This is a genomic window from Bacillus sp. 37MA (genome assembly GCF_000372765.1).
GTDB lineage: Bacteria > Bacillota > Bacilli > Bacillales > Domibacillaceae > Domibacillus > Domibacillus aminovorans.
This window is the reverse complement of sequence record NZ_KB889752.1, coordinates 1,375,866-1,393,587: the sequence shown is the minus strand read 5'-3', so window position 1 is coordinate 1,393,587 and position 17,722 is coordinate 1,375,866. Positions and strand designations below refer to the sequence as shown.

Annotated in this window: 20 protein-coding genes and 5 pseudogenes; 16 read left to right on the top strand and 9 right to left on the bottom strand. The window is 36.6% G+C overall.

From position 1 onward, the window contains the following. Window positions 1–396 precede the first annotated feature (396 nt). Window positions 397–594: pseudogene (locus A3M5_RS26090) on the bottom strand (IS6 family transposase); the annotation flags it as partial. 531 nt (window positions 595–1,125) lie between these two features. Between A3M5_RS26090 and A3M5_RS22535 the strand changes: the two are divergent. From A3M5_RS22535 to A3M5_RS0107910, 3 genes are all read left to right on the top strand, one after another. Then, window positions 1,126–1,482 carry an ATP-binding cassette domain-containing protein gene (locus A3M5_RS22535; RefSeq protein WP_018393231.1) on the top strand — a complete coding sequence of 119 codons (357 nt, stop codon included), beginning with the start codon at window positions 1,126–1,128 and terminating at the stop codon, window positions 1,480–1,482. Between the two features lie 13 nt (window positions 1,483–1,495). Next, window positions 1,496–2,857 carry an MATE family efflux transporter gene (locus A3M5_RS0107920; RefSeq protein WP_018393230.1) on the top strand — a complete coding sequence of 454 codons (1,362 nt, stop codon included), beginning with the start codon at window positions 1,496–1,498 and terminating at the stop codon, window positions 2,855–2,857. A gap of 334 nt (window positions 2,858–3,191) precedes the next feature. Next, window positions 3,192–3,602 (top strand): PBECR3 domain-containing polyvalent protein, encoded by a 411-nt coding sequence (locus tag A3M5_RS0107910; RefSeq protein WP_018393228.1) that lies wholly within the window; start codon window positions 3,192–3,194, stop codon window positions 3,600–3,602. Window positions 3,603–3,830: 228 nt separating this feature from the next. Here the strand turns inward: A3M5_RS0107910 and A3M5_RS0107905 are convergent, their stop codons facing one another. The 6 genes from A3M5_RS0107905 to A3M5_RS0107880 form a co-directional block, all read right to left on the bottom strand. After that, window positions 3,831–4,523, bottom strand: coding sequence for a YjjG family noncanonical pyrimidine nucleotidase (locus tag A3M5_RS0107905; RefSeq protein WP_018393227.1), 693 nt, complete (start codon window positions 4,521–4,523; stop codon window positions 3,831–3,833). Window positions 4,524–4,991: 468 nt separating this feature from the next. Next, window positions 4,992–5,438 carry a carboxymuconolactone decarboxylase family protein gene (locus A3M5_RS0107900; RefSeq protein WP_018393226.1) on the bottom strand — a complete coding sequence of 149 codons (447 nt, stop codon included), beginning with the start codon at window positions 5,436–5,438 and terminating at the stop codon, window positions 4,992–4,994. A gap of 498 nt (window positions 5,439–5,936) precedes the next feature. Next, window positions 5,937–6,857, bottom strand: coding sequence for an EamA family transporter (locus tag A3M5_RS0107895; RefSeq protein ID WP_018393225.1), 921 nt, complete (start codon window positions 6,855–6,857; stop codon window positions 5,937–5,939). Next, window positions 6,854–7,093, bottom strand: coding sequence for a pirin family protein (locus A3M5_RS0107890; RefSeq protein ID WP_018393224.1), 240 nt, complete (start codon window positions 7,091–7,093; stop codon window positions 6,854–6,856). Before A3M5_RS0107890 ends, A3M5_RS0107895 begins: the two co-directional genes overlap by 4 nt. Before the next feature lie 53 nt (window positions 7,094–7,146). After that, complete coding sequence (locus A3M5_RS0107885) at window positions 7,147–7,782, bottom strand: FMN-dependent NADH-azoreductase (RefSeq protein WP_018393223.1); 636 nt, start codon at window positions 7,780–7,782, stop codon at window positions 7,147–7,149. 169 nt (window positions 7,783–7,951) lie between these two features. After that, the gene (locus tag A3M5_RS0107880; RefSeq protein ID WP_018393222.1) at window positions 7,952–8,395 is read right to left on the bottom strand and encodes a carboxymuconolactone decarboxylase family protein; all 444 of its coding nucleotides are present in this window, start codon (window positions 8,393–8,395) and stop codon (window positions 7,952–7,954) included. 222 nt (window positions 8,396–8,617) lie between these two features. Here A3M5_RS0107880 and A3M5_RS0107875 point away from each other — a divergent pair, with 222 nt between their 5' ends. The 7 genes and pseudogenes from A3M5_RS0107875 (at window position 8,618) to A3M5_RS0107845 (ending at window position 11,536) form a co-directional block, all read left to right on the top strand. Continuing rightward, window positions 8,618–9,121, top strand: coding sequence for an RrF2 family transcriptional regulator (locus A3M5_RS0107875; RefSeq protein WP_018393221.1), 504 nt, complete (start codon window positions 8,618–8,620; stop codon window positions 9,119–9,121). Between the two features lie 10 nt (window positions 9,122–9,131). Continuing rightward, window positions 9,132–9,317: pseudogene (locus A3M5_RS0107870) on the top strand (Tn3 family transposase); the annotation flags it as partial. A 43-nt stretch (window positions 9,318–9,360) separates the two neighbouring features. Continuing rightward, on the top strand, window positions 9,361–9,555 hold the full coding sequence (locus A3M5_RS0107865; protein ID WP_026221630.1) for a thiamine pyrophosphate-binding protein: 195 nt from the start codon (window positions 9,361–9,363) through the stop codon (window positions 9,553–9,555). 119 nt (window positions 9,556–9,674) lie between these two features. After that, window positions 9,675–10,034, top strand: coding sequence for a DoxX family protein (locus tag A3M5_RS0107860; RefSeq protein ID WP_332455484.1), 360 nt, complete (start codon window positions 9,675–9,677; stop codon window positions 10,032–10,034). A 54-nt stretch (window positions 10,035–10,088) separates the two neighbouring features. Then, complete coding sequence (locus A3M5_RS25315; protein ID WP_018393218.1) at window positions 10,089–10,238, top strand: hypothetical protein; 150 nt, start codon at window positions 10,089–10,091, stop codon at window positions 10,236–10,238. Window positions 10,239–10,303: 65 nt separating this feature from the next. Continuing rightward, window positions 10,304–10,753, top strand: coding sequence for a MarR family winged helix-turn-helix transcriptional regulator (locus A3M5_RS0107850; RefSeq protein ID WP_018393217.1), 450 nt, complete (start codon window positions 10,304–10,306; stop codon window positions 10,751–10,753). A 183-nt stretch (window positions 10,754–10,936) separates the two neighbouring features. Then, the gene (locus A3M5_RS0107845; protein WP_026221628.1) at window positions 10,937–11,536 is read left to right on the top strand and encodes an NADPH-dependent FMN reductase; all 600 of its coding nucleotides are present in this window, start codon (window positions 10,937–10,939) and stop codon (window positions 11,534–11,536) included. 501 nt (window positions 11,537–12,037) lie between these two features. Here the strand turns inward: A3M5_RS0107845 and A3M5_RS25310 are convergent. Then, a pseudogene (locus A3M5_RS25310) lies at window positions 12,038–12,145 on the bottom strand (AraC family transcriptional regulator); the annotation flags it as partial. Window positions 12,146–12,539: 394 nt separating this feature from the next. Between A3M5_RS25310 and A3M5_RS22530 the strand changes: the two are divergent. From A3M5_RS22530 to A3M5_RS0107830, 3 genes and pseudogenes are all read left to right on the top strand, one after another. Continuing rightward, window positions 12,540–12,953, top strand: a pseudogene (locus tag A3M5_RS22530) (site-specific integrase); the annotation flags it as partial. A 562-nt stretch (window positions 12,954–13,515) separates the two neighbouring features. Beyond that, window positions 13,516–14,097, top strand: coding sequence for a DUF4256 domain-containing protein (locus A3M5_RS0107835; protein WP_018393214.1), 582 nt, complete (start codon window positions 13,516–13,518; stop codon window positions 14,095–14,097). Between the two features lie 292 nt (window positions 14,098–14,389). Next, window positions 14,390–15,052 carry an IS6 family transposase gene (locus tag A3M5_RS0107830; protein ID WP_231373273.1) on the top strand — a complete coding sequence of 221 codons (663 nt, stop codon included), beginning with the start codon at window positions 14,390–14,392 and terminating at the stop codon, window positions 15,050–15,052. A 235-nt stretch (window positions 15,053–15,287) separates the two neighbouring features. Here A3M5_RS0107830 and A3M5_RS0107825 read toward each other — a convergent pair whose 3' ends face one another. Further along, entirely contained in the window at window positions 15,288–15,929 is a 642-nt protein-coding gene (locus A3M5_RS0107825; RefSeq protein ID WP_026221626.1) for a GDSL-type esterase/lipase family protein, read from the bottom strand. A 125-nt stretch (window positions 15,930–16,054) separates the two neighbouring features. Between A3M5_RS0107825 and A3M5_RS0107820 the strand changes: the two genes are divergently transcribed. The 3 genes and pseudogenes from A3M5_RS0107820 to A3M5_RS0107815 all read left to right on the top strand — a co-directional run bounded on the left by A3M5_RS0107820 (window position 16,055) and on the right by A3M5_RS0107815 (window position 17,709). Then, a complete protein-coding gene (locus A3M5_RS0107820; RefSeq protein WP_018393211.1) occupies window positions 16,055–16,249 on the top strand; it encodes a helix-turn-helix domain-containing protein in 195 nt (64 codons plus the stop codon). 160 nt (window positions 16,250–16,409) lie between these two features. Beyond that, window positions 16,410–16,636, top strand: a pseudogene (locus tag A3M5_RS26610) (flavoprotein); the annotation flags it as partial. A gap of 308 nt (window positions 16,637–16,944) precedes the next feature. Then, complete coding sequence (locus A3M5_RS0107815; RefSeq protein WP_018393210.1) at window positions 16,945–17,709, top strand: alpha/beta fold hydrolase; 765 nt, start codon at window positions 16,945–16,947, stop codon at window positions 17,707–17,709. The last annotated feature ends 13 nt before the right edge of the window (window positions 17,710–17,722 follow it).

The following is a 17,722-nucleotide window of genomic DNA, read 5'->3' as shown; positions in this document are numbered from 1 at the left end:
TTTTCGTCTACACAAAACGATAAAGGAGCTAGTGCCTAAGTCAACTAGCTCTATACTAAAGATAATGAATACGATAATTTGATTGGCTAATCCGAACAATCATGCTTTGTTTAGTTTGATTTTCATCATATTAGCTCTTATAGGAAATTTAGATCAAACATTAGGAGGGTATATTTCTTTTAATATACCATAATCTTGCTATATATAGTAAAAATCAGACCTGATTTTTAACAGTAAAATGAAAAGAAAATCTATTATTACGGAGTGAATAGGATGCCTGTAAAATTACTTATCATTATTCTGTGCATTTCGCTACTGTTTCTTGCTTCATGTTCATCCGATAATCAAACTTCTAAGGAATCCGCTCCTGCAATTAAATCAACTTCTACTACGACAGATTCTCTTATCCAATTGAGGTCCATATGGATGAATCCAACACATAATGGTGACATCTGCAATAGATAGACCCGGTTCTTCTATCACCTCCACAGGATTTCTAAAATTGAGGTTGTACCATAGGTACTATATTGCCATTCATAAAATAATGTCAGGCTGGTGGTAGTGCTTCCACTTAAATAAATTTTCATTTGTCATACGGATCACACATCTTTTTGAGAGTAGCAATATCAGTATGTCCAAATTTCATAGATTTTTTGCACCAGAACCTTATTTGGATAGCTTAGTATTTGCTGTACAAACTGAAGCGAATAGAAATAACTGAATGCAAAAAAGTGTTCAAAAAAAGTGTTCAAAAATTGTACAGTTGTTCAGAACGAAAGTGTACAACTGAACATTTTTGATAAAGAATTCAATAAATTTATAATATAAACAAAATGTTCATTTGCGATTTTCTATTAAATAAAATGAAATTTTTATGGTATGAGTATAGAAGAATAACTTCTCTATATCATTAATTAAATAATAGTACCCTTCATAGTCCGAAAAAAGATTGAATACTTTGTCGGTTTGGCACGATAATTGCATATTAAAAGACAAGGGCGATAGTTCATTATAATTTAACTTCTGGTTGTTTGTTTGAACCTCGTTGTGAAACTGCGACATGGGAGTGTTGCCTTGTAAAACCTGAAATACGAGAATTACGAAGCGGGAGGGTGAGGTGTATACATGCAACTTGAGGCACGTAATATAGGTTTTCGTTATCGAAAAGGTCCTTGGGTGTTTCGAGGGGTTAACCTGACGATTAAACCAGGAGAAATCGTTGGGCTTGTAGGTCCAAGCGGTTGCGGAAAAAGCACACTTGGGCGTATACTAGCGGGCTATGAGATTCCAGAAGAGGGGAATCTCACCATTCATGATTCTTTACTGACCAACTCTCACTCATCTCCGGTCCAACTAGTCTTTCAACATCCGGAGAAAGCCGTGAATCCTCAGTGGAAGATGGAGAACATCTTAAACGAAGGATGGAACCCCGATGAGAAATTGCTCTCTTCCCTTGGAATAGAAAAAGATTTGATAGCCTAAGGAAGGGGTTAGCATGTCTTCACAAAGACTAGTGGAAAACCGAACAACGAAAGAAAAAGTGTTTGCTATTCTTTTTTTAGCTATTCCAGCCATGATCGAAAACATCTTGCAAACAATTGTTGGTTTTGTAGATACTTTATTTGTTGCTAAGCTTGGACTGGTAGAAGTAACGGCAGTCGGGATTGCAAATGCTGTTTTAGCCGTGTATATGGCTATCTTCATGGCCATTGGAGTTGGTGCTTCATCTTTAATTGCCCAAAGCATCGGGGCAGGAAATATAGATAAGGCAAAAGCAGTTGCAAAACAATCCACCTTTATCGCTATCATAGTTGGAATATTTTTTGGACTGATCACTTTATTTTTCACTGAATCGTTACTTAACCTTATGGGAGCTGAATCTCAAGTTATATCAGAAGGTACTGTTTATCTCCGAATCATCGGTACCCCCTCTATCTTCATTTCCCTGATGATTATTTTCGGAAGTATCTTACGTGCATCTGGCAATACCAGAACCCCAATGAATGTGGCTTGGTGGATGAATATCCTGCACATTGCCCTTGATTATCTGTTGATTTTTGGATTAGGAAGTGAGATGGGATGGGGAATTGCAGGGGCAGCATGGGCAACAGTCATAGTCCGTGTACTTGGAACGCTGGCTCTATATTATTACATCAGAAAGTCCAATGTCTCGTTCTCCCTTTTTGATTCATCCGAATCAAAGTCATTGTTACCCTTCATTATTAGGCTATCTACACCGGCTACCATTGAACGATTGATTATGCGCTTAGGTCAAGTTCTTTATTTTGGACTGATCGTCGTTGTTGGAACGGAGACATTCGCCGCCCATACAATTGCAGCGAATATCGAGACGTTTTCCTATATGCCAGGTTATGGATTGGCGATAGCAGCAACAACCTTGGTTGGCCAGTATCTTGGAGCTGGTCGGTTTAAAGAGGCCTATCATTATGGGATCCTTACTACAGGAATCGCCATTGCATTTATGAGCATCATTGGGGTTTTCATGTTTTTGTTTGCCCCTTGGTTAGCCACGTGGTTTACAAATGATGCAGCAGCTATACAGATGGTTACTGTAGCCTTACGAATCGATGCTTTTGCCCAGCCTGCTTTGGCAATCGGACTAGTCATAACCGGTGCATTGCAGGGAGCAGGGGACACCAAGAGCCCAATGTACAGTACGGCCATAGGGATGTGGCTAATCAGAATCGTCGGAATCTATGTCCTAGGTATTTACTTCAAAATGGGAATTGCAGGGATATGGATTGCTATTGCTTTGGATATCCTTATTCGTGCAATCTTTTTATCCTGGAGATATCGCTACCTCTTCAGGCGTTTAATTCAGGGGGGAGGAAGCTAGCATAAATGAGGATCAAAGGTGTATGGCTTCCAAGTAAAGACAGAAATCAAAATCCGCAACACCCTAAATACTCCCAAACCCTGAAAATAAAAGTCGATGAAGCCTTTAATTTGAGTACGTTAAAACTGGTATTAGTAAGGATGACTCAATTGTAACTAGAATCACTTTACCTTCACCCTATCGCATCCAATGTAGGACAGCTATATTTGATCTTTTTAATTTAACCAAAGAACTAACTGAGACTGAAGAATGGAAAATAAATGACCACGAATAATTGGCTTACGAAAACGAGGCTACTAATCATGAATAAAAGATGATAAAGGGGGAAGAAAATATGAGACGACAAGAAAAAATTGGTTTAATTAATGAAATTGTAATCAACATATTAAATTTGCCTATACAACGAAATACTCCTATTTTTTCAGGAGAAACCAACCTTATAAATATGAGGAAGGACCACTCAGAAGATTTTGAGAAATACGGAGATTATCTAAGAGAGATAATCTTTTCACCCGATTACATTTCCCAATATTCACCCAAAAGATCTATTGAGTATATTAAGCTGTTTTATGATGGAGAAAAGGAAGAACACGTTCTCGTAGCCGTCCGCAACAGCAAAAGTGGCGTTTTTTATGTCCGTTCTTTATATGTTATGGATGAGGCTACTGTGCTAAAGTACCAAAAAAATGGATCTTTTAAGGAGTATAAATATAAAAAAAAAGGTTCTGGTGCGAAAATAATTTGATAAAAATAGAACCTATATTACCTACTAACTTGCCCGTTATGATGCTATTCCGAACAACTGATGTATGAATTCAACTTCATTATTAACTTTTCACTTTCTCGGGGTAGTACCAGCGAAGCTGTCACCACCCGCAATAAAGAAATGTCAAGATTACAATAAGTTATTTAATTTTAATACTTCAAACATGTATACCCCCTTCCTGTTTTAGATGGGGGTAAAATAAAGTTGTTAAATTTTACAGATTTCTTGTAACTCTGATAAATGATTTATCGTATATGTGCTTTTAATCGTATTTAATCCTGATAACATTTTGTTTGATTGATTAAACCAACAAGTATCGATTCCCATATTGATCCCCCCTAATATATCAGTGTTTGGGGAATCTCCAATAATAAGCAACTTATCTAATTTTTTATCATCAATATAATTGATAACATGTTTAAAGAATCTTCGATCAGGTTTTTGAAAACCGATTGATTGAGAATCAAATATTTCGCTGAAGAATTTATACAAACCAGACATTTTTAATCTTTTAATTTGAGTTTTTCTGATTCCATTAGTAACAATGATCATTCTATGTGTTTTCGATAGTTTTTCACATATTTCCAATGCGCCATCAATTAAGAGATACCCATCAGCAAGATATTCCCGATATTTATTTTCCCAATCACAACCATCTATATCTAGATCATGTAATTTTAAAGCTTCTGAAAATCGTGAATTTAACACTTGATCTAATGGTATTTCACCTTTTTCATATTGTAACCATAAATTTTTGTTAATCAAATCATATGTATTTCTAATTTCACTTGTAAATGGAACATTGTGTTCTGAAAATAAATTTTCTAGAGCAATCTGTTCATATGCATTAAAATCAAGTAATGTTCCATCTAAATCAAATAATAAAGTTGAATATTTCATTTTTACTCCTCTTTCATTTTATAATTTTAGTTGTTATTTTAAGTCTTCTCCACCAATTTAATTCAATGATTAAATTGTTATAAAAAATAGCTATTCAAAAAGTAAATTCTTGTAAACTATAAAATTAATATTGAACTATAGCATAAATATAGTTTTTAATACATAGCACTCAATATGCACAACATTGAGTTATTTTTTACGTTCTATTTTAGCTTGGAACAGCCTTTTCTGGTAAGTAATGTAATTTTTAAAAAGTCCTGCTACAGGTTTTGAAAATGCGTAAAATTGCTCTTAATTTATACAGTAAAAGGAGGTTGTCAAAGTGCCACGAATATCAAATAAGATGAAGCTTGAATGGTCTATGTTTCTGAATCAATCTGTCCCTATTATACAAATCAAGCGCTAATCCCTTTACAAGGGAAGCGCCCGATTGCTGAAGATTTATACTTAAATAGGGAAAAAAATTTCTTATTTTGCTGCAGTTGCGAAACTTCCCATTGAAATGGAGAGTCGATTCCAACTATTAATTTGATTGATCAAAATAACAAGATCCACATAGTCTTTTTCACTAAAATGTATACGCACTCGATTATAAAGCTCATCAGGTACACGCTTAGTTGGAACTAACGTCACATGTTCAGTTAATTCTAATGCCACTTTTTCAGCATCTGTGTAGAAATCGCAATCTCTCCATGCGCTGACGCCGAATAAACGCTGTTCCGTTTCACCCATTTTTCGAGCGTCAGAGGTATGCATATTAATACAAAAAGCACAGCCATTAATTAGAGAAGCACGGATTTTAATTAGTTCACGGAGTTTACGGTCTATTCCAGTAGATTTAGTATACTTCTCCATTTCCATCATAATGTTAAGTGCTTCAGGTGCTACTTCAAGATAATTAATTCGTTGTTCCATTTCTATTCCTCCTAAAATATAGTGAACTTTTATATTATTCCAAAACATGAACATACATCCCTATAGAACATAAGTTCCTATATATACTACTTTCAAAATTAAAGAAAGTGTAGACTTATCGTTCTTGTTAATAATAATATGGTTACTTTCATTTAGATTTAGAAAAAAGCATATTATACACTGATTATAATTTTACTTTCTAATAGGTAAGTATCTTGCAAAATAAACGTTCTTAAGGATTTCTAAAGAACCGGTTTATTTGCCTCAAGACATCGGTCACGATGGCGGTCTTACCGCTCAGATCGCGTCCGCCAAGCGCCTCCACCGCAGTCGTATCGTGTACGAAGCCCGACGGGATCGGCTCCTAGGGCGTAATTTTATAGTGGTTGTCTGCAGTCATCTTCCAATCTCCTCCTGATTACGGCGATCTTACGTCGAATCGGCTTAATGCCGCTTCGCCAGCCGTCACCTTATTGTTCCTGACGCTTGATCAGTTCTTTATAGTGTGCAGGCAATTTCGGATTGACTCTTCTTGCGCTTCATAAGCTCAGGCAGGGCAATACCGAACATCGTGATCCCCACACCAAGCCATTGCAGCCAGTTGACGGACTCATTCAGTACGACGTACGACATAATGACGGCCGTCGGCAGTTCAGCTGCACTCAAGATTGTAGCTAATCCGCCGCCAACACGCGGTACGCCAATGGCATAGAACAACGGCGGAATGACGATACCGAAGAGAGCCAGCAGCAGCGCCCAAGGCAAAAGCCCTTCATGCAAAGAGCCATTTATAAGAAAATGCGGTGGAAACACCAACATAACGAGAATAAACGAGCCAGACAGCATAATCGCGCTTCGTGTGATCGGAACGACTTGTTTGGCTGTTTTTCCGCTAAACCAAATGAAGAGCGCATAGGTAACAGCAGCCAACAAGCCAAGCGTAACACCTATCCAGGAAACTGCTTCCTGGCCCCCGCCCAAATAGCCGCTTGCCATAATAATCCCCACAAACAAGATGATGAGCGATAAAATCTTATCTTTACCAGGACGTTTTCGTTCAACTACTGCTTCCAACAAGATACCCATCCACGTAAATTGAAACAGCAAGACAATCGCGAATGAAGCCGAAATATACTGGAGCGCTGCATAATAAAGCATTCCCGTTAAGCCTGTCGTCGTTCCTACGGCCATGAGCGATAGCGCTTGACGCCTTGTTACATTAAATGTTTGCGACGCTGCGGGTTGCTTGGCGGATTTCGCGGCCACGAATACCAACGTCCACAGCATAATTACACCGAAAAGGTTTTGGCTGCCGACGACATCGTCGACATGGAAACCAGACTCATAAGCCTTCTTTACAAAAGTAGATAATAAACCGAAGCTACATGCCCCAGCTAAAACAAATAAAATGTATTTCATGATGCTTCTTTGTGTTCTAACTGGCCCTCCAGAACGATAGATACAACTTCCATGTTTTGGTGGAGGTGTATCCCAAAAACACGAAGACTTAATACAAAGTCATCATTCAAATCCCGCATGAGTCCAAAACTCGTCGTTTTAGGATCATGGTAATCTGCAAATGAGAAACTCAGGTTACTTTTTAACCAACCAAATACAGCATGGTGCCAGGATGATACTGGAAATATTTGAATCATTGTCACACCCCATTCCTTTTTTTTACTTCAAATTTGAATTTACTTCACGAACTTTAGAAGCTTTTGGCTAGTTCGAGCGCTTGCTGAATGGCTTTTTCTTTAATCGTAAGTGCTTGATCTGGTGCAGCTCCCATGCCCTCGATATAAATAACATCAATTGAAGGTATACCTATGAATTTGGATACAGCTGTCAAGTATCGGTGGCTGAATTCGAAGCCTGCCGCTGGTCCCTCGGAGAGCACGCTGCCGGAAGCTTGAATATGAAGCAGTTTTTTGTCAGAAGCTAAGCCAATAATGCCTTCTGGCGTATATTTAACTGTTTTTCCGGCTACGCATATGGCGTCAATATAAGCTTTCAATACAGGTGGGAATAAGAAATTCCAAACTGGATTGACGACGACGATTTTATCTGCAGCGAGAAATTGATCAACCAGTTCACTCAAACGAACCACTTTAGCCTGAGAACCCGCGCTCAATTGATCAAAAGAACTGCCGCTTCTCAATTGGCCCCAGCCACTTAACACTTCAGCGTCTAATTGCGGGATATCCATTTTATATAGATCTAGATGAATAACTTCATCGTTAGGGTTTGCTTCATGGTAGGCTTGGATAAACTCGTGGCCTACAGACAAACTATGGGATTCACTCTTATCTAGTGGGTGTGCGGTTACGTATAAAACGGTTGACATGATTGATTTCTCCTTGAGGTTAACTAGTACCTAAATTTAAATGATTAGCGGTGCTCATTACATAGGTTTGCCATGAAGACCGGCCGCGGTATCTTCAAGGGACATACAATTGTAAGAGCTATTCTAAAGCTTTTCTTATAGAATTTTACTATTCTCAGTAAGCTTCTCTTTACTCTTTTTCAGGGAACATCCCCGTGGAGATGGCGATTCGATTCCATGCATTAATGGTATTGATTGCCATAATGATTGCCACATATTCTGCCTCATCCACGTGTGCCCGAACTCTTTCATACAAATCCTGCGGCACACCTTGCTCGGAAATACGGGTTACAGCTTCCGTAAGCTCAAGCACCACTCTTTCTTTGTCGGAATAAAAGGGTGCTTCGCGCCACGCGTTAAGTAAATAAATCCGCTGCTCCGTCTCGCCCATTTTCCGCGAATCCCGTGTATGCATGTCCATACAATAAGCACACCCGTTAATTTGTGATGCTCTGATTTTAATGAATTCATATAGCTTTGCATCTAACCCACTTGTCTTAATAAACCCTTCCAGCTTCATCATCGCCTGCAAAGCACCTGGGCTTGCACTGATATGATTTAATCTAACCTTCATAGTAATCTCCTCCGTGAATAATAAATTTGATCTTGCCTCTATAAGTATATCGTCGACAATATAAATCGACGATATACTATGGCTATAATATAACTCTTTAATTTATGGCTGTCAACCAAAAATCATGAGTCATTTAGCTGAAAATAATCATATTTGACAAGGGCTTTAAATCCACCTAAGATGATTAATAACAATCTTTATATCTAGAAAGCAGGTGTTTGGATGCAGTATAGTATTGGCGTTGAATATGGACTGCATTGCTTGGTATATTTAATTGATATTCCTCCTGATTCTACAATTGGGATTAAAGAACTTTCCGCTTTTCAAGGTGTTTCCGAGACATATCTTTCGAAGATTTTTAGTAAATTAACAAAAGCCGGTATCGTAAGTTCTGTCTCGGGTGTAAAAGGAGGCTATAAATTAGCCAAGTCTCCTGCGGATATTTCTTTTTGGGATGTAGTTGAAGCTGTTGAAGGTGCTACTCCTATTTTTCAATGTAAGAACATCAAAAATAATAGCTATCTATGCCGTGATGAAGACTATGCAACATGCGCTCTAGCTTCTCCCTGTGTGATTAACTTAGCTATGCTCGAAGCAGAAGAGAGTATGCGCAATGTTCTGCGTAACAAGTCACTTACTTGGTTGAATGAAGAGCTTGATCGCGTATTAACCCCACAATCGCGCAAAGATACTCGTGAATATTTTGCTAATAGCAACAATGTTTAATGGTGAATTTAAACGAGGATTAAACATAGGAGAGGCTATGAATGCCTTAGCCAGAGCCTTATTTTTTGGAAAACGAGGCGAACTCAGGGAAAGAGCACTACAAGACCAGCTTCAGCGAGCAAGTGCTTTAAACATATTAATTAATGCGATAAGCGTTTGGAACACGGTTTACCTCACCGAAGCAACAAAAGTTATCGATTCAATTTGTGTTAACAAGACACGAACAAGGTGCAGCCTTTATGACAGACATATATGACAGAATTACAGAGAAACCAGGAATTTGTTTATCTACGCTTGGGCCTGGGGTAACCAGCTTGATTACCGGTGTCGCCAATGCTCACCTTGATCATTCGCCTTTAGTCGCAATAACCGCCAGGCAGAACGTAATAGATTGCATAAAGAATCCCAAAAAAACAATGATTAATAGTAAATAACTACTGAACAACTCAAAAACTACATTGAGTTGTTTTTTATTGACACATACATGTCCTAATGTTAGGATTAATTTATCCTTGTTGTAGGATAAATAATTTTAGGATAAAAGGAGAGATCAATACTGAGTGTTTTATCAATTATTCTTCAAGTCATATTAGGAATAGGATTCCTAACGTTTGGATTTATGAAGTTCGGTTCAAAGCAAATGGTGGAAGGATTTAAGCAATATGGTTATCCCGGGTGGTTTAGAGTAGTCACAGGATTGGTAGAAGTCATTTCGGCTGCTTTAGTTATTGCAGGTATTTGGAATGAGACATTGGCTGCTTGGGGCGGATTGTTCATTGTGGCAACGATGGTCGGAGCCGTATTTACTCATATTAAAATAAATGACAATGTACAACAAATGATGATGCCGATCATTCTGTTAATCTTAGGGTTGGTAGTTTTACTATTGAATTTTGGCCCATTGCTTGGATAAATAGAAAATAAATAAAATTTAGCTGGTTTAGCCATTAGGGGCGAGGGTTCATATTTGTTAAATACAAATCAATCGATCAGTTTTGCGCATAAAGATTTTGTTATGGTTCATTCAGGACAGGGCGGAGAAATGTCCATTCAAGCTACAGATCAAGAACTTAGAATTTTTTTAATTGAAGTGCCGACAGAAGTTGAGTATCCTTGATACAGAAAACCAAGGTAATGACTGTTATTACCTATGTCAAGTTGAAGTAATAGGAGGATCGGTGAATGTATCAAGGAGATGAACAAAGTAAGATTGATTTAAGGCTTTTCCGAATCTGGCTAAAGGCGAGTAAAACAATTTTTGATAATGTTACAAAAGATGTAGAAAGCTATGGAATCAGTCCTGAGAATTTTATGATTCTTGAACTTGTTTACAATAAAGGACCTCATACCATCCAAAAAATTAGTGAAAAATTGTCTATTCCTAGCGGAAGCATCACTTATGTAGTTGATAAGCTTGAAAAGAAAGAATATGTAAAAAGAGAACCAAGTCCAACAGACCGCAGAGCTTCAAATGTGGTTCTCACTGATAAAGGACAAAGTTTATTTAAAGAAATCTTTCCTAAACACGTAGGAGTAATATCCGAAAATTTGTCTTTTATAAGTAATGAGGAAAAGATACAGTTAATGGATCTCATGAAAAGGATTGGGCTGGGTGCTAGCAAGCTTAAATAAATGAAAAGTCCAAATTGAAAATATACATCAACATGGTTTGCTAATTCTTTTGATTACTTAGTGAAAATGCTACCTCATCTTATTAAACAGAGCAATTAATTGAACAAAATAAGGGAAAATATGTGAAGAGTGATGAATCGTAATAGAAAATTCACAACTTCGAGACAAGGTATGGTGTACGAAATGGATTTTTTAAAAAAATTATTTGGTAGATCAATTACTGAGGAGGAAAAAATAATGACAAAATTAAATATCGGAATTATTTTAGGAAGCACTCGTCAAGGACGTGTAAGTCCACAAGTAGGAGAATGGGTAAAAGGAATTGCTGACAAACGTGGAGATGCAAATTATGAAATCGTTGATATCGCAGACTTCCATTTACCATTTGTATTTACAACGGCTGGTGATGAACCAGGAATCAAAGCTTGGTCAGAAAAACTTGCTAGCTTAGATGGATTCGTCTTCATTGCTCAAGAATACAATCATAGCATTACAGGGGCATTGAAAAATGCACTTGATTCAGCGCGTGATGAATGGAACAATAAAGCAGCAGGTATCGTAAGCTATGGTTCAACAGGTGGAGCTCGTGCCGCTGAGCATTTGCGTGGAATCTTAGGCGAATTACTCGTTGCAGACGTTCGTACACATCCAACATTGTCATTATTTACAGACTTTGAAAACGGAACGAATTTCAAACCAGCTGACTTACACCTTGATAATGTGAATGGCATGCTTGACCAAGTGATTGCATGGAGCGGTGCATTAAAAACAATTCGTAGTTAAGTTAAAATGTTGATCAAAAGGATTGTAAGATTTCTACAATCCTTTTTTTATTTTAGTTTAAATTAAAAACGCTCATTATTTTCTGAAAATTCAAATAAATATTTTATAATCATGCTTTTAACACGTCTTCAATAAGCGATTGTCGGCTTTTGCAATATCAAAAATAATATACTCTTATTGAACGAAAGAAGCGTTATTTGAGTAAGACAAATAAAAAAAGTCGATTCCTCAAAAATAGAAGGAAATCGGCTTTTTTAAGTTAGAATATGCTTAGCATACAAAATTTCCGAAATGTTGGCGATAGGGTAGCGTCAGGAAAATGCGGATTTACAACGTTAAGAAAATCTAAAATAAAAAGCCCAATTTCTCGATTGTTGTAAGTGAGAAATTAGACTTTAATTAATTCATAAAAGCACCCGATTACGGAATAAGAGGTCTAGCTTTTTTACACTGTATTGGTGAACTGTTCAATAAATTTCTTTAAAAGTATGGCAAGTGGGCTCATCTAGTTCTATTAATAAGCTCTATATATTGTGAATCTCCATATCCTATTGTTGGGAAAAGATCAAATAACCTATTAATTAATTCTGATGTTGGTAAATCATTATTGTGGATTTAAAATAAAGTCACAATGTTTATAAAGCGAACGTACATAGGCAGCTTCCTCTGAGGTAATAGGTATCAGCCAAGTCATCAACGGTTGGATATTCTTCATCAGCCTCATACACATGAAACTCATCAGGGAAGTAAACAGGGACACTTGAATATAAGGCTTCTAACGATGAATCATCGAATAAGGTGTTGATTTAAAATAAAGTCTGATAATTTGTAAAAAAGTTCGATAATTTATAAATTAAATGTACTATGATTATTAGAGGATAATTAGTTCAATATATAAGCTAATATCCTCTTTTTTAATACATATTAGAATTATAAACTATACTAAAAATTTCTAGTTTAATATGTTTGTTTTATGATCCCATGTTTTAAGGTGGAGGATATTATGAAAGTACAGGAAGTATTACTTGATGGTAATAAGAAAAGATATATGCTTCTTGATAAAGATGGAATGCCAGTAGTCCCTGTAATGAAGTATCTGAAGTATTTAGATGCAACAGGAAAGAGCAGCAATACACTAAAAACATACTGTTATGCCCTAAAGGAGTACTTTGATTATTTGTATCGAAATCAAGAAATACAAAATGACATGATAGAAAAGCTGATGAAGCAAGTATTTACTGGAGGTCGTACAAGGTATAAGGATTTTCTCTATCATGTTAATAAAGATAAGCCTTCAAACAAGAATATCTTAAAACTAAAAGAACCAAGAAAAAAGGTACAAGTTTTATCTAAAGAGGAAGTTGAACAAATTTATAAAGCAACAACTAACATTCGAGATCGACTGCTTATTAAAATATGAATTAGGAGGAGATCTATCCGTGTACATGAATCCGTTCCAATACCCCGTTCCCAAGCTTCAGTCCTATGCCACTCGCAACGGCAGCGAGCTTTATTATCGGTACTACCCTAGTGCCGCTGTAACCACGACGGACTGCTCACGAATTCAGTTGCATTTGAACATTTGGCCAATTGGTTGCAGGCAGAGGAGTGATTTCCTCTGCTTTTTCTATCTAAAGAAGTGGACTCACTAGGTATAGGTTGCTATTTCATTACAAAAATTCAAAGAACTCTGTAACAAAGTCTAGCATATAAGGATTACGAAGAAGGAAATTCCGAAAGGCGCTCTATTTTAGCTAAAGTTAAAGTGTGCGTTAGTTTAATAAAAATTAAGTGATTGTAGGAATGAGATCATATTTTAGTTACTCCACTAAAGGGCCAGATTGTGGAGGAATGGATTTTCTTAATCATATAATTTATTGTAAACTGAATTCACACAGCTATTTAAACGATTTATTATAAAACAAATATTTATATATACTTAAACCATTAGGAGTAAAAACAATAAGGGGGAAACTAACATGACAAAGAGAAATAACATCAGCAATAAAAAGGATTTGTCACTAGAACAACGTGAAGAATTACTCAGAGCATTAAAAGCCCGTTTTGAGAAAAACATGCACCGCCATAAAGGTCTTGAATGGGCTAAAGTCCAAGCAAAGCTGGATGCTAATACTGAAAAACTGTGGTCGCTCAATGAAATGGAAAGAACTGGCGGTGAACCGGATGTTGTTGGTCATGATAAAAAGAAGGACGAATACATTTTTTATGATTGTTCAGCGGAAAGTCCTAAAGGTCGCAGAAGTGTTTGTTACGACCGTGAAGGGCTGGAGTCAAGAAAAAAACATAAACCAGAAAATAACGCGATTGATATGGCAACTGCCATGGGCATTGAATTATTAACGGAAGAACAATATCGAGCGTTGCAGAAACTTGAAAATTTCGATATGAAAACGTCGAGTTGGGTGCAAACATCCTCTGATATTAGAGAACTCGGCGGTGCCCTTTTTTGCGATTGTCGCTTCGGGCACGTCTTCGTGTATCACAATGGAGCAGAATCCTACTATGCCGCCAGGGGGTTTCGTGGCTCGCTAAGGGTCTAAATTTTGCACAGACAGCTAAATTTGAATTTGAGAACGGATCACCTAGGGAAAAGCTTTAATTTCATTCTTTAACTATCGGGCGCTTTAATAGAATAAGGATTATAGAAATGATAGAACTTTTTTATAAAAGAATAATTCAATTGAATACATTAAGAGGTTCTGGTGCAAAAACTTAGGGACAGTTGCAAATCATCTTTAAATCTTGGACATACTGATACTATTACTTTAAAAAAGGTGCGTGATCAGTATGGAAAAGTAACGTTCATTCAAGTGGAAACATTATCAGCCTGACATTATTTTGTTAACAGTGAGGTGGTACCTGCGGTACAACTTGAGCTTTGGTAATATGGTGGAGATGATGGAAGAACGGGGCTTATCGATGGCTCATACAACGATTATGCGTTGGGTTCATCAATATGGACCGGAATTAGATGAACGAGTACGACGTCATCTCAAGCAAACAAATGACTCCTGGCGAGTCGATGAAACATATGTCAAAGTAAAAGGTCAATGGATGTACCTGTATCGTGCTGCCGATTCGAAAGGAAACACCATCGATTTTCACCTAAGCAAAACAAGAGACTACAAGGCTGCAAAACGCTTTTTCAAGAAAGCCTTGCGGTCTTTTCATGTTTCGAAACCTCGTGTCATAACAGTGGATAAAAACCCTGCTTATCCTCTAGCCATCAAAGCCTTACAAGAAACAAAAAGCATGCCGTCAGGCATGCAACTCAGACAAAAGAAATATTTAAACAATATCGTAGAACAGGATCATCGTTTTATCAAGAAGCGAGTTCGTTCTATGTTAGGATTGAAGTCCTTCCGAACGGCTAAACGGATTATTTATGGAGTGGAAGCGATGCATATGCTGAAAAAGAAGCAACTCCTTCTAAGGGATAACTCTGTCCAAAATCAAATAACGTTCATCCATCAATTGTTTGGTCTATCAGTTTGACTAGCGATTCTCATAAGGTTTCATACGTCTTTTTTTAATGAATACCATATTTGCACCATAACCTTTACAGAAATGATATTATGTTGTTTTCGAAAATATTTTTAATAAGAAAAGCAAAACACCTTTTTAAAAAGGTGCTTTTATAATTGAATTATCCATTGTTTTAAAAATTTAAAAACCGACTTTCTTAACAAGCAGCTAAGGAACTCGATAGATCTATGCTGATCCAAGTTCCTTAACGTGCCAGCGGAAAATATCCCAATTTATGAAAAGCTAAAGCCATTTGATAATATCCTCTACTATTAGGATGGATTCCACCCCTTGTTAATAAAGCTTTTTCATTTCCTTTAAATATACTATAGATATCAGCTACTTTTACATTTTTATACTGACTGAAATTGTCAATAAGTGAATTGAATGTTTTAATACCCTCTTCACCCATAGGGATATTTGGGAATGGATTATACAAATTAGTTAGTCGTATTATAAAATCTTTTTGTTTATCCATGTGATGAATTCTTTTCATTATGCTGGAATAGTTATTCTGAGATTGTTCAAGAACATTAGAAATAATTTTTTCATTTCCAGTTTGCATAAATATTTTAGCGGCATTTAATAGATCATTCCCTCCAGCAGTTATAGTAATGACATCTGCATATTTTACATATTCTGTAACGATTGGAGAGTTGAGCATATTTAGAACATCGCCGGTTGTTGCTCCCGACCGTGCATATTTCTTATATTGAATACACTTTTTTAAGGTTTGTTTACTTAAACATACGTAATGTTCAACAAATCCCTGGTCAAAAGTTGGAACACCTACACCAACAGTTAAGGAATCCCCTAATGCAAGATAATGTAAAGGATACAAATACATGTTTCACCTCGACTTGTATGGGATTGATTGTATTCAAGTTATGCAACATACGAAATTGATATGCCCCCCTTAAGTAGACAGTTGTAAGAAAGCAACGGCACTGTTTACTTGGAGGGGATTTTGAAATGGCCAAAAAACAAACCTATTCTACAGAGGTTAAATTACAAACAGTCGAACTCTATTTATCGGGGGAACTAGGAGGATATCGGCCTGTAGCTGATCAGTTTAATATGCATGCGACTCAGGTGATGAGAGCTTATAAAGAAGAAGGAATCGATGCTTTAAAAAAGAAGCGTGTGTCGTATCAGGGAATCATTTAAATCGAGAATTTCATGCCACTCGTCCCAACGAAAAAATGTTAACGGACGTTACCTATCTTCCCTTTAATCAACAGCGTTTTTATTTGTCGGTTATTTATGACGTATATAACAATGAAGTGGTGTCTTACAAATTAAGCCGGTGCAATTAAAGTCGTTGGATTTTCGTCAACCAGTGGCTGTTATAACGGCTTCTCTGTCGATTGCGGAGCGCATGAATCTTTATTGCTTACGCTGGGTGCGTTAGATACTACTGTTGTTAAAAGTGGATCGTTGCTAGTTCCATCTGTCCGAATCAAATTGAATGATAATGCTACAGTAACAGACGAGAGCACTAAGCAAGCGCTTATCGCTCTAATCAATAGTATAGTGGACGAGATAAATAATTGACTTATGTTATAATTTGTATTTTAAAAGACTTTATTGTTACTCATTATGAATGAAATAAGTACAGTTCGAAGATTTTTAATCAACGATCTTAAAAACCGTTCAAGTTTTTGAACGGTTTTATGCATGATAAGGATTTTAAAATTAAACAACTTTATTGTAATTGAACACAAAAATCCTGTTGTGTACAGGATTTTTCTTAATCGACTAACGGAGCAGGTTAGTTGAATAAGGAATCATAAAAGCCCAACGATAATATTGTGAAACAAATAGTTTATAACAAACGTAATTAAAAAAATGAGGTGTTACCATTGAAAGTAGATAAACATAAAATGAAAACATCAAAAGGGAAGTTACAATATAATATTAGCGGAAACGGGAAACCAAATATAGTTTTGATTAACGGTGGTTCGGGACCGATAGAAGGTTGGATGAAAATAATACCAGAAATTTCGGAATCATCATCAGTATTTTCCTACAATCGTTTTGGTGTTACAGGTAGCGATAAACCGAAAGAATCCCAAGATGGGATAACAATTGTTAGAACTCTACGTGAAGCATTAACAATAGTGGGATTTGTACCTCCATTCTTATTAGTTGGACATTCGCTAGGTGGTCTATATGCAAATTTATATGCCCGACTCTACCCAAATGAAGTAGAAGGAATTGTCTTTCTAGAATCCAGCCATCCGAAAGATTTAAGCCTTAATGAATATCAAGGTAAGACAGTAAAAGCAATTAATATGGTGTTCAAAATGTTTGATTCCTTGTCCTCCCATAAACAATTCAATGAAGTTAATTTTGTGAAAGAAACTGTGAACCAAATTCATCAAATGGACTCTTTTCCCGAAATACCTGTATATGTAATTACAGGTGGACAAGAAAATCGAATGATGCCAGAGAAAGTTCGAAAAGAACGACTAGATAATCAATTAGAATTACTTTCGTTGTCAAGAAATAGCAAACATATTGTCGCTGAAAAAAGCGGTCATTTTCCACAACTATCAGAGCCTACTGTAGTCATTGATACTATCAAGGATTGTGTAAAACAAATAAATAAAACAACCGATATCTAATTAATATAAAGTT

What these genes read in the sequence shown, in the direction of transcription:
- A3M5_RS22535 (WP_018393231.1), top strand. Translation starts at nt 1,126, where the DNA reads ATGCAACTTGAGGCACGTAATATAGGTTTTCGTTATCGAAAAGGTCCT.
- A3M5_RS0107920 (WP_018393230.1), top strand. Translation starts at nt 1,496, where the DNA reads ATGTCTTCACAAAGACTAGTGGAAAACCGAACAACGAAAGAAAAAGTG.
- A3M5_RS0107910 (WP_018393228.1), top strand. Translation starts at nt 3,192, where the DNA reads ATGAGACGACAAGAAAAAATTGGTTTAATTAATGAAATTGTAATCAAC.
- A3M5_RS0107905 (WP_018393227.1), bottom strand. Translation starts at nt 4,523, where the DNA reads ATGAAATATTCAACTTTATTATTTGATTTAGATGGAACATTACTTGAT.
- A3M5_RS0107900 (WP_018393226.1), bottom strand. Translation starts at nt 5,438, where the DNA reads ATGGAACAACGAATTAATTATCTTGAAGTAGCACCTGAAGCACTTAAC.
- A3M5_RS0107895 (WP_018393225.1), bottom strand. Translation starts at nt 6,857, where the DNA reads ATGAAATACATTTTATTTGTTTTAGCTGGGGCATGTAGCTTCGGTTTA.
- A3M5_RS0107890 (WP_018393224.1), bottom strand. Translation starts at nt 7,093, where the DNA reads ATGATTCAAATATTTCCAGTATCATCCTGGCACCATGCTGTATTTGGT.
- A3M5_RS0107885 (WP_018393223.1), bottom strand. Translation starts at nt 7,782, where the DNA reads ATGTCAACCGTTTTATACGTAACCGCACACCCACTAGATAAGAGTGAA.
- A3M5_RS0107880 (WP_018393222.1), bottom strand. Translation starts at nt 8,395, where the DNA reads ATGAAGGTTAGATTAAATCATATCAGTGCAAGCCCAGGTGCTTTGCAG.
- A3M5_RS0107875 (WP_018393221.1), top strand. Translation starts at nt 8,618, where the DNA reads ATGCAGTATAGTATTGGCGTTGAATATGGACTGCATTGCTTGGTATAT.
- A3M5_RS0107865 (WP_026221630.1), top strand. Translation starts at nt 9,361, where the DNA reads ATGACAGACATATATGACAGAATTACAGAGAAACCAGGAATTTGTTTA.
- A3M5_RS0107850 (WP_018393217.1), top strand. Translation starts at nt 10,304, where the DNA reads ATGTATCAAGGAGATGAACAAAGTAAGATTGATTTAAGGCTTTTCCGA.
- A3M5_RS0107845 (WP_026221628.1), top strand. Translation starts at nt 10,937, where the DNA reads ATGGATTTTTTAAAAAAATTATTTGGTAGATCAATTACTGAGGAGGAA.
- A3M5_RS0107835 (WP_018393214.1), top strand. Translation starts at nt 13,516, where the DNA reads ATGACAAAGAGAAATAACATCAGCAATAAAAAGGATTTGTCACTAGAA.
- A3M5_RS0107825 (WP_026221626.1), bottom strand. Translation starts at nt 15,929, where the DNA reads ATGTATTTGTATCCTTTACATTATCTTGCATTAGGGGATTCCTTAACT.
- A3M5_RS0107820 (WP_018393211.1), top strand. Translation starts at nt 16,055, where the DNA reads ATGGCCAAAAAACAAACCTATTCTACAGAGGTTAAATTACAAACAGTC.